Here is a 7,785-nt window from a genome sequence, read left to right on the forward strand (position 1 = left end):
GTTGGGCGAGTCGGCCAAAAACTGGTTAACAATGCCAACGGCCTTATCGTACTGCTTCAGCTCGGTATATGCCAACGTTAAATTGGTGGTCATGGTATTGCGGAAGAAGTCGTCATTTTTTTTCTTAGCCAGGTCGAGCCCCTTTAAAAACACATCCACCGCGGTAGTGTAATCCTTATTTTGCACATAGGCGTAGCCCAGCTCGGCATACAGGCTGCCATTATCAGGTGTGGCGGCAATAGCGCCCTTTAGTATGGTTATGGCATCGGCGGTACGGCCAAGTATATTGTAGGCATAACTTAGTTCGTACTCCAGCCCGGCGGCATGGGGGTCGGTTTTATAAACAGGTTCCAGAAACTCTAATGCCTTTGCGGGTTCTCTTAGCCCATTTAAAAAACGGCCATGTGCTATTTTGTAAGCGGTAGCTTCGCGGTTTAGGGTAACCGGATGATAAATAGCCAGCCACTCGGGCACTGGTTTAACTTTAAGTATAGGCAGCATGGCAGCGGGTATGGCGCCAAGTAGTTTTGTGCCGGCGCCGACACGTGCAACGGTTACGTTATTATTTTTTACATAATCGGTTGAATCGCGAAAAACATGACCCTGCTCATCCACCTGGAAAAAACCTTCCAAACGGAAGGTATAGCCCGCTGTGTTATCCACGTAGACCATCCCGAAAAGATATTTATTTATCTGCGCGTTTTTGGGTAGCACTGCCCAGCGCTCTTCAAGGTTGTAAAAGGGTGTAGTAAACTCAATTGTGCCATATAGGGTTTTAATTGGTTCGGAATTTAGAGTATTTGGTACTTGAGCGTAAGTTTTAAATACACTTAATATAAGCAGGGTAAAGAGGCAGCGTTTCATGAGAGTACAAGGTTTAGTTGGTAAACAAATATACTTTTTTTAAACAAAAAACCTCCCTCCCGATAATTGTGGGAAGGAGGTTTTTGCAAGATGGTCAACTAATCACTAATCTCCCATCACTGATTACTATCGTTAAAACGAATAAGTTAAACGGCCCTGCTGGGTTTGCGGCCCGTGTTTTATTTTACTGAATTTGGCACCCATCACAGCCTCCTCAAAATGCGCTATGTACTGGCGGTTACGTATGGTACTGGCGCGGCGGTTAACATGCGCGGCAATAACATCGCCTTTGCGGTTAATGGTAAAATCAACTGCTATTTTGCCTTTAAAAGGGCGGTCATGACCCAACTGCGGCTGCACTAAAATGTTACGACCAGCCGGTATATTGGATACAAATTCAATATCGTGCCTGCGCTGCGCAAAGGTGGTTAAGGTAGTAGCTACCAGCAATATAGCCACCAGCGATTTAACGATGTTTTTCATAGTTGTAAAAATTTGTTGTGTATATAGTGCATAACTGTTGGTGAGGGGTAATTGTTTGGTTATAGTGATTGGAGAGTAGTGATTAGAGATTAGTAGGGCAACATCCTGCCTTAACCTAACTAATTACTATTCTCTATTCTCTAATCACTAATCACCCGCCACTCTGTCATAAAACCTGCCGTTATTGCTTAAATGCCCCGTTTGGGGAAATAATATCGCGGTAAAAGGGTTAAACTATTTTCGGTTCGAGCCATCCAATAAGTAATTATTAACGTATAACTATAAAGAAGCGTCAGACAAGCATAATTTTTTACAGAAAAGGTTGTTTGAAAAGGAACTTTTAATAGATTGCACATCATAATAATGTCTGTTTTTAGGCATTGTTAGAAGTTGGCAATAATATTGTTGATAAGTTAGAAAACAATATACCCTACCAGTCAAACTATTTGATAAATTAGGGCGTTAAATCGAGGATAATATATGGAAGCTAAATTTTCGCCACGAGTTAAAGATGTGATACAATACAGCCGCGAAGAGGCTTTACGCCTTGGGCATGATTATATAGGTACCGAGCATTTACTGCTGGGGCTTATCCGTGATGGCGATGGCGTAGCTATTAAATTACTGAAAGAACTGGCAGTTGACACGGCCAAATTGCGCCGTGCAGTTGAAGATGCTGTAAAAGGAACTATAGGCACTAATGTACATATTGGCAGTATACCGTTAACCAAACAAGCCGAAAAAGTATTGAAGATAACTTACCTGGAAGCTAAAATTTTTAAAAGCGACGTAATTGGTACAGAGCATTTGTTGTTGTCGATTTTACGCGATGAGGATAATATTGCATCACAAATACTGATGCAGTTTAATGTTAACTACGAGATTTTTAAGGGCGAGGTAGAATCGCATAAAAATAATGTGACCGACGAGATGCCCGGTTCATCAACCGGAGGTGAGGATGATTTTAAGGATGATGACTCATTTAGTCAGCCTAAAAAAGTAACAGACATTAAATCAAAAACACCGGTGCTGGACAATTTTGGCCGCGATTTAACCCGCGCCGCCGAAGATGGAAAGCTTGATCCTATTGTGGGCCGTGAGAAAGAGATTGAGCGTGTATCGCAAATACTTTCACGTCGTAAAAAGAACAACCCTATTTTGATAGGCGAGCCTGGCGTAGGTAAAAGCGCCATTGCCGAAGGTTTGGCCCTGCGTATAGTACAACGCAAGGTAAGCCGCGTATTGTTTAACAAACGTGTGGTTACGTTGGATCTGGCCAGTTTAGTGGCAGGTACCAAATACCGCGGTCAGTTTGAAGAACGTATGAAAGCGGTAATGAACGAGCTGGAAAAATCGCCTGATGTGATCTTGTTTATTGACGAGATACATACCATTGTTGGCGCGGGTGGCGCATCAGGATCGTTAGATGCTTCGAACATGTTTAAACCGGCTTTGGCCAGGGGCGAGATACAATGCATTGGCGCAACTACGCTTGATGAGTATCGCCAGTATATTGAAAAAGATGGTGCTTTAGACCGTCGTTTTCAAAAAGTAATGGTAGAGCCGGCCAGCGTTACCGAAACTATTGAGATACTTAACCGCATTAAAGAAAAATATGAGGAGCACCACGGTGTTACTTATACCGACGAGGCTATTAATGCCTGCGTTAACTTAACAACACGCTATATTACCGACAGGTTTTTACCGGATAAGGCTATTGATGCTTTGGACGAGTCGGGCTCGCGTGTGCATTTGACCAATATCCATGTTCCGCAGGAAATACTGGATATTGAGCAAAAAATTGAGCTGATAAAGGTTGAAAAGAATAAAGTGGTACGCAGCCAAAAATATGAGGAAGCGGCCAAATTGCGCGATACCGAGAAAAATTTATTAGAAGAACTGGATAAGGCCAAAACCGTTTGGGAAGCCGAAACCAAATCAAAACGTTATACCGTAACCGAAGATAATGTTGCCGAAGTGGTTTCTATGATGACCGGCATCCCTGTACAAAAAGTAGGGCAGGCCGATAGTCAGAAATTACTGAACATGGCCGAGACCATCAGCAGCAAAATTATTGGTCAGGATGAGGCTATTAAAAAGCTCACCCGTGCCATACAACGTACCCGCGCAGGTTTGAAGGATCCTAAAAAACCGATTGGTTCTTTTATATTCCTGGGCCCTACCGGTGTTGGTAAAACAGAGTTAGCTAAAGAGCTTGCCCGTTTTATGTTTGATACTGAGGACGCGCTGATACAAATTGATATGAGCGAGTACATGGAGAAATTTGCGGTATCACGCTTAGTGGGTGCGCCTCCGGGATATGTGGGTTATGAAGAAGGCGGGCAATTAACCGAAAAGGTGCGCCGTAAACCATACGCTGTAGTGTTGCTGGATGAGATAGAGAAAGCACACCCGGATGTATTTAACATACTGTTACAGGTGTTGGATGAAGGACAGCTTACCGACTCATTGGGCCGCAAGGTTGATTTTAGGAACGCTATCATCATCATGACCTCAAACATTGGCGCACGTCAGTTAAAAGATTTTGGACAAGGTGTAGGTTTTACCACCAACGCCAAAACCAATCAGGCCGACTCGCACTCAAGAGGGGTGATAGAGAACGCTTTGAAACGTGCTTTTGCTCCTGAGTTTTTGAACCGTATTGATGACGTTATCGTATTTAACTCATTAGGTAAAGACGAGATATTCAAAATTATCGATATCGAATTGGGCTTCTTGTTTAGCCGCGTGAATGGTTTAGGCTTTAAAATTGAGCTTACCGAAGGCGCCAAAGAGTTTATTGCCGAAAAAGGATATGATTCGCAGTTTGGTGCGCGTCCGTTAAAACGTGCTATCCAGAAATACCTGGAAGACCCGATTGCCGAAGAGATACTGAAAGGCGAACTGGCCGAAGGCGATACTATGGTGGTTGACTTTGATAAGGAAGCCGGCGAGATCAAAATCCTGGATAAAAAGGCAACCGCAAAGGCTGACAAGCCCGATAAGAAAAAGCCGAAAGAAGAAGAATCAAAATAAGGCCTCATCCCAACCCTTCTCCAAAGGAGAAGGGCTTATAAAACATACACCTTGACAGGTAAGTCCTCTCTTTTGGAGAGGATTTAGGAGAGGCTACAATCCCCCCGAAATTTCGGGGGGATTTTTTTTGTGATTAAATTTTTTTAAATAAGATTAAACCTTTTTGGCCGTTTTAGTCTTATCAATAATAGTTAACTATAAACTTATGAAAAAATTATTAACAATTCTGTGCGTTGCGATGGTTGCTATAGGGCTGTCATCATGCACAAAAAAGTACATTACCCCAAACCCTAATCAAACCATTCTATTTACTGTACCTACCAGCAGCTGGACGTTAAGTACGGATGGAAAATCTTACTATTCGGTAATTAGCACACCCGAAATAGATAGTTATTTTAATGATAATGGTGGTGTATTGGTTTACTTTTCATTTACCAACGGTGTTTATGAGCAAGTGCCCGAAGTGTATAACGGCGTATCATACAGCTATACCCACAACGCAGGCAGTGTAGTATTGTACGCCCAAACACCTGATGGGGTAACACCCATTAAACCGGATCCTTTAACGCTTAAACTGTTATTGTTAACATCCAATCAGTAATTAAGCTGCGTAAAAATTTAGTAAGGCTCCGGATAGGGGCCTTTTTTGTTTTATTGCTTATCGCTGTAGCGTCAAAAGTTAACGAGCGCGTTGTCATGGTGAGCTTCGTCGAACCATGTGGGCAAAGGCCATCACACTCATCCTTCGACTGGCTCAGGATGACAGCCAAAACAAAAAAAGGCCAGCCACGCGGGCCAGCCTATTTATAAATCCGACATCGAAAATCCGATATCCGAAATCAAAAAAATTATTTTTCCATTTGCTCAATGATGTCTTTAGTTACTCCGGTAAAAGAGAAACCTCCATCATGGAAAAGGTTTTGCATAGTAACCATGCGGGTAAGGTCTGAAAATAACGATACCACATAATCAGCACATTGGTTAGCATCAGCATTACCCAGCGGACTCATTTTTTCGGCATAATTAACAAAACCATCAAACCCTTTAACACCCGAACCTGCAGTAGTACGCGTTGGCGATTGTGATACTGTATTTACACGTACTTTTTTCTGGGTACCATAAAAATAACCAAAGTTACGGGCAATGCTTTCCAGCACCGCTTTGTTATCGCTCATATCATTATAGTCAGGAAATACCCGTTGCGCGGCTATGTAACTTAACGCTACAACTGATCCCCACTCGTTTATCGCATCCATTTTCATGGCAGTTGCCAATACGCGGTGCAAGCTCAAAGCCGATATATCAAAACCCTTATGGGTAAAGTCGTAGTTGTTTTCTGTATAGGGGATGCCTTTGCGCACGTTAACACTCATACCTATGGAGTGTAAAACAAAATCAACACCGCCACCAAAATGTTCCTGTGTTTTAGTGAACAGGTTGGTCAGGTCTTCGCTGCTGGTAACGTCAGCACCAATAACGGGTGCATTACACTCTTCGGCCAGTTTGTTTAGTTCGCCCATACGTAGTGCAATAGGGGCATTGCTTAACACAATTTCTGCACCTTCCTGTACAGCGCGCTGCGCTACTTTCCAGGCGATAGATTGTTCATTTAACGCACCGAATATGATGCCTTTTTTACCTTTTAATAAATTATAAGCCATGTTTTGATTTTGTTTATAATGGTGCCAAAGTTATAATTAATTTATCAGTTTAGTGTGCAGTTTTCAGTTCCCAGTTTGCAGTAATATATTTTTGCCCACCGTCCATTGCCCACTGCCTACTGCAAACTGCCGAGTAGCTCCCTCGCATTCTGCAAGGCGCTTTCGCCGGGGTTATCACCGCTTAGCATTTTGGCTATTTCTACTACGCGTTCCTGCTTATCCAGTTGTTTAATACGGGTATAAGTGGTTACCCCTTCATCATCTTTATAAACAAAATAATGGTTTTGGCCCTTACCGGCAATTTGAGGCAGGTGGGTAATAGTAATTACCTGTAGGTTTTGCGATAGCTGCTCCATGATCTGCCCCACCTTATGCGCCACCTCGCCGGATACACCCGTGTCTATCTCATCAAAAATAATGGTAGGTAAAGCGGTGTTTTTAGCTACCAATGATTTAATGCTCAGCATCAGTCGTGATAACTCGCCGCCCGATGCTACCTTGCTCATTTCGGCCAGGGCATGACCCTTATTAGCCGAGAACAGGAATTTGATAAGGTCAATACCCGATTCCCCCAAACCCCCTAAAGGGGTGTTACGTCCTTCGGGTATTGGCGTTAATTCTATTTTTAATGAAGAATTGCCCATCCCCATTTCGCCGAGTGTTTGCAGTACCTGTGTTTCTATCTGTGGGATGGCTTTGGTACGGTTAGCTGATAATTGAGTTGCTAATTGCTGTAGTTCCTGTTTATCAAGCCCTAATTGCTTTTGCAGTTTCTCTATGGCTTCATCGCCAAAAACAGCCTGCTGTATTTTGCCCGATAATTCGTCCTGCAACTGCAGCAGCTCTGCATTGGTATTTACCCGGTGCTTTTTTTGCAGGGTGTAGATTAGGGTAAGTCGTGTGTTTATTTCTTCGCCCCGCGCTTCGTCGGTATGGGTGCGCTGTTCAATATTTTCAATTTCGGCGGCTATATCTTTCAGTTCAATAAGCGTACTGTTTAGGCGGCTATGTAATTCCTCTATCTGCGGATTAAAATTTTCAATAGCGGTTAGTTGGTGCAAAGCTTCGCGAAGCTGTAAAATTGCCGACGTTTCGCCCTCCTGCATCAGGTAATGTGCGCCTAATAAATTGCGTTTAATTTCTTCGGCGTTGTTTAATACAGCCAGTTCCTGCTCCAGTTTTTCTTGTTCGTCTGCATCCAGACTGGCTTTTTCCAGCTCGTCAAACTGAAACTGGTAATAATCCAGATCGGCTTTGGCCTTATCACTCTCCTCAATGAGTTGGGTAAGTTTTGCAATGCCTTTTTTATAAGCTTTAAATTTGGTTTGATAATCGGTCAGCAACTCATTATGCCCGGCAACGGCATCAACTACCAATAGCTGAAACTCCGGGTCGTTTATCTCCAGTGTAGCATGTTGCGAGTGTATATCTATCAGCTTTTCGCCCAATAATTTAAGCGATGCCAGCGTAACCGGCGTATCGTTTACAAAAGCCCGCGATTTACCATCGGCAGATATCTCCCGCCTTAAAACGGTTTCTGCTTCGTAATCCAGGTCGTTATCTTCAAAAAACGCTTTTAAATGAAAGGTGTCTATCTTAAACGAACCTTCAATAACGCATTTTTTTTGCTGGTTAAAAAAGTATTTACTTTCTATTCGTTGCCCCAATATTAAAGATAGCGCGCCAAGGATAATGGATTTACCTGCCCCGGTCTCGCCGGTGAGGATATTAAGGCCGGGGC

6 protein-coding genes are annotated in these 7,785 nt (G+C 43.1%); 2 read left to right on the forward strand and 4 right to left on the reverse strand.

Translation table 11 applies throughout. The annotated features are described in order from the left end of the window. Together ABI367_RS09265 and ABI367_RS09270 are read right to left on the reverse strand one after the other, a co-directional pair. A partial coding sequence (locus ABI367_RS09265; RefSeq protein WP_462230309.1) for a tetratricopeptide repeat protein occupies window positions 1-864 on the reverse strand: 864 nt, incomplete at its 3' end. 132 nt (window positions 865-996) lie between these two features. Continuing rightward, on the reverse strand, window positions 997-1,347 hold the full coding sequence (locus ABI367_RS09270) for a hypothetical protein (protein WP_462230311.1): 351 nt from the start codon (window positions 1,345-1,347) through the stop codon (window positions 997-999). Window positions 1,348-1,827: 480 nt separating this feature from the next. Between ABI367_RS09270 and ABI367_RS09275 the strand changes: the two genes are divergently transcribed. Together ABI367_RS09275 and ABI367_RS09280 are read left to right on the forward strand one after the other, a co-directional pair. Beyond that, entirely contained in the window at window positions 1,828-4,383 is a 2,556-nt protein-coding gene (locus tag ABI367_RS09275) for an ATP-dependent Clp protease ATP-binding subunit (RefSeq protein ID WP_462230313.1), read from the forward strand. A gap of 205 nt (window positions 4,384-4,588) precedes the next feature. Next, window positions 4,589-4,984 (forward strand): hypothetical protein, encoded by a 396-nt coding sequence (locus ABI367_RS09280; protein WP_462230315.1) that lies wholly within the window; start codon window positions 4,589-4,591, stop codon window positions 4,982-4,984. A gap of 247 nt (window positions 4,985-5,231) precedes the next feature. On the opposite strand, the gene ABI367_RS09285 is transcribed toward ABI367_RS09280, so the two are convergent. Together ABI367_RS09285 and recN are read right to left on the reverse strand one after the other, a co-directional pair. Beyond that, on the reverse strand, window positions 5,232-6,044 hold the full coding sequence (locus tag ABI367_RS09285; RefSeq protein WP_462230317.1) for an enoyl-ACP reductase FabI: 813 nt from the start codon (window positions 6,042-6,044) through the stop codon (window positions 5,232-5,234). A gap of 116 nt (window positions 6,045-6,160) precedes the next feature. Then, window positions 6,161-7,785, reverse strand: a 1,625-nt coding sequence (recN, locus tag ABI367_RS09290; protein ID WP_462230319.1) for a DNA repair protein RecN, incomplete at its 5' end; no start/stop codon positions are given.

Source organism: Mucilaginibacter sp. (assembly GCF_039935595.1).
Classification (GTDB): domain Bacteria; phylum Bacteroidota; class Bacteroidia; order Sphingobacteriales; family Sphingobacteriaceae; genus Mucilaginibacter.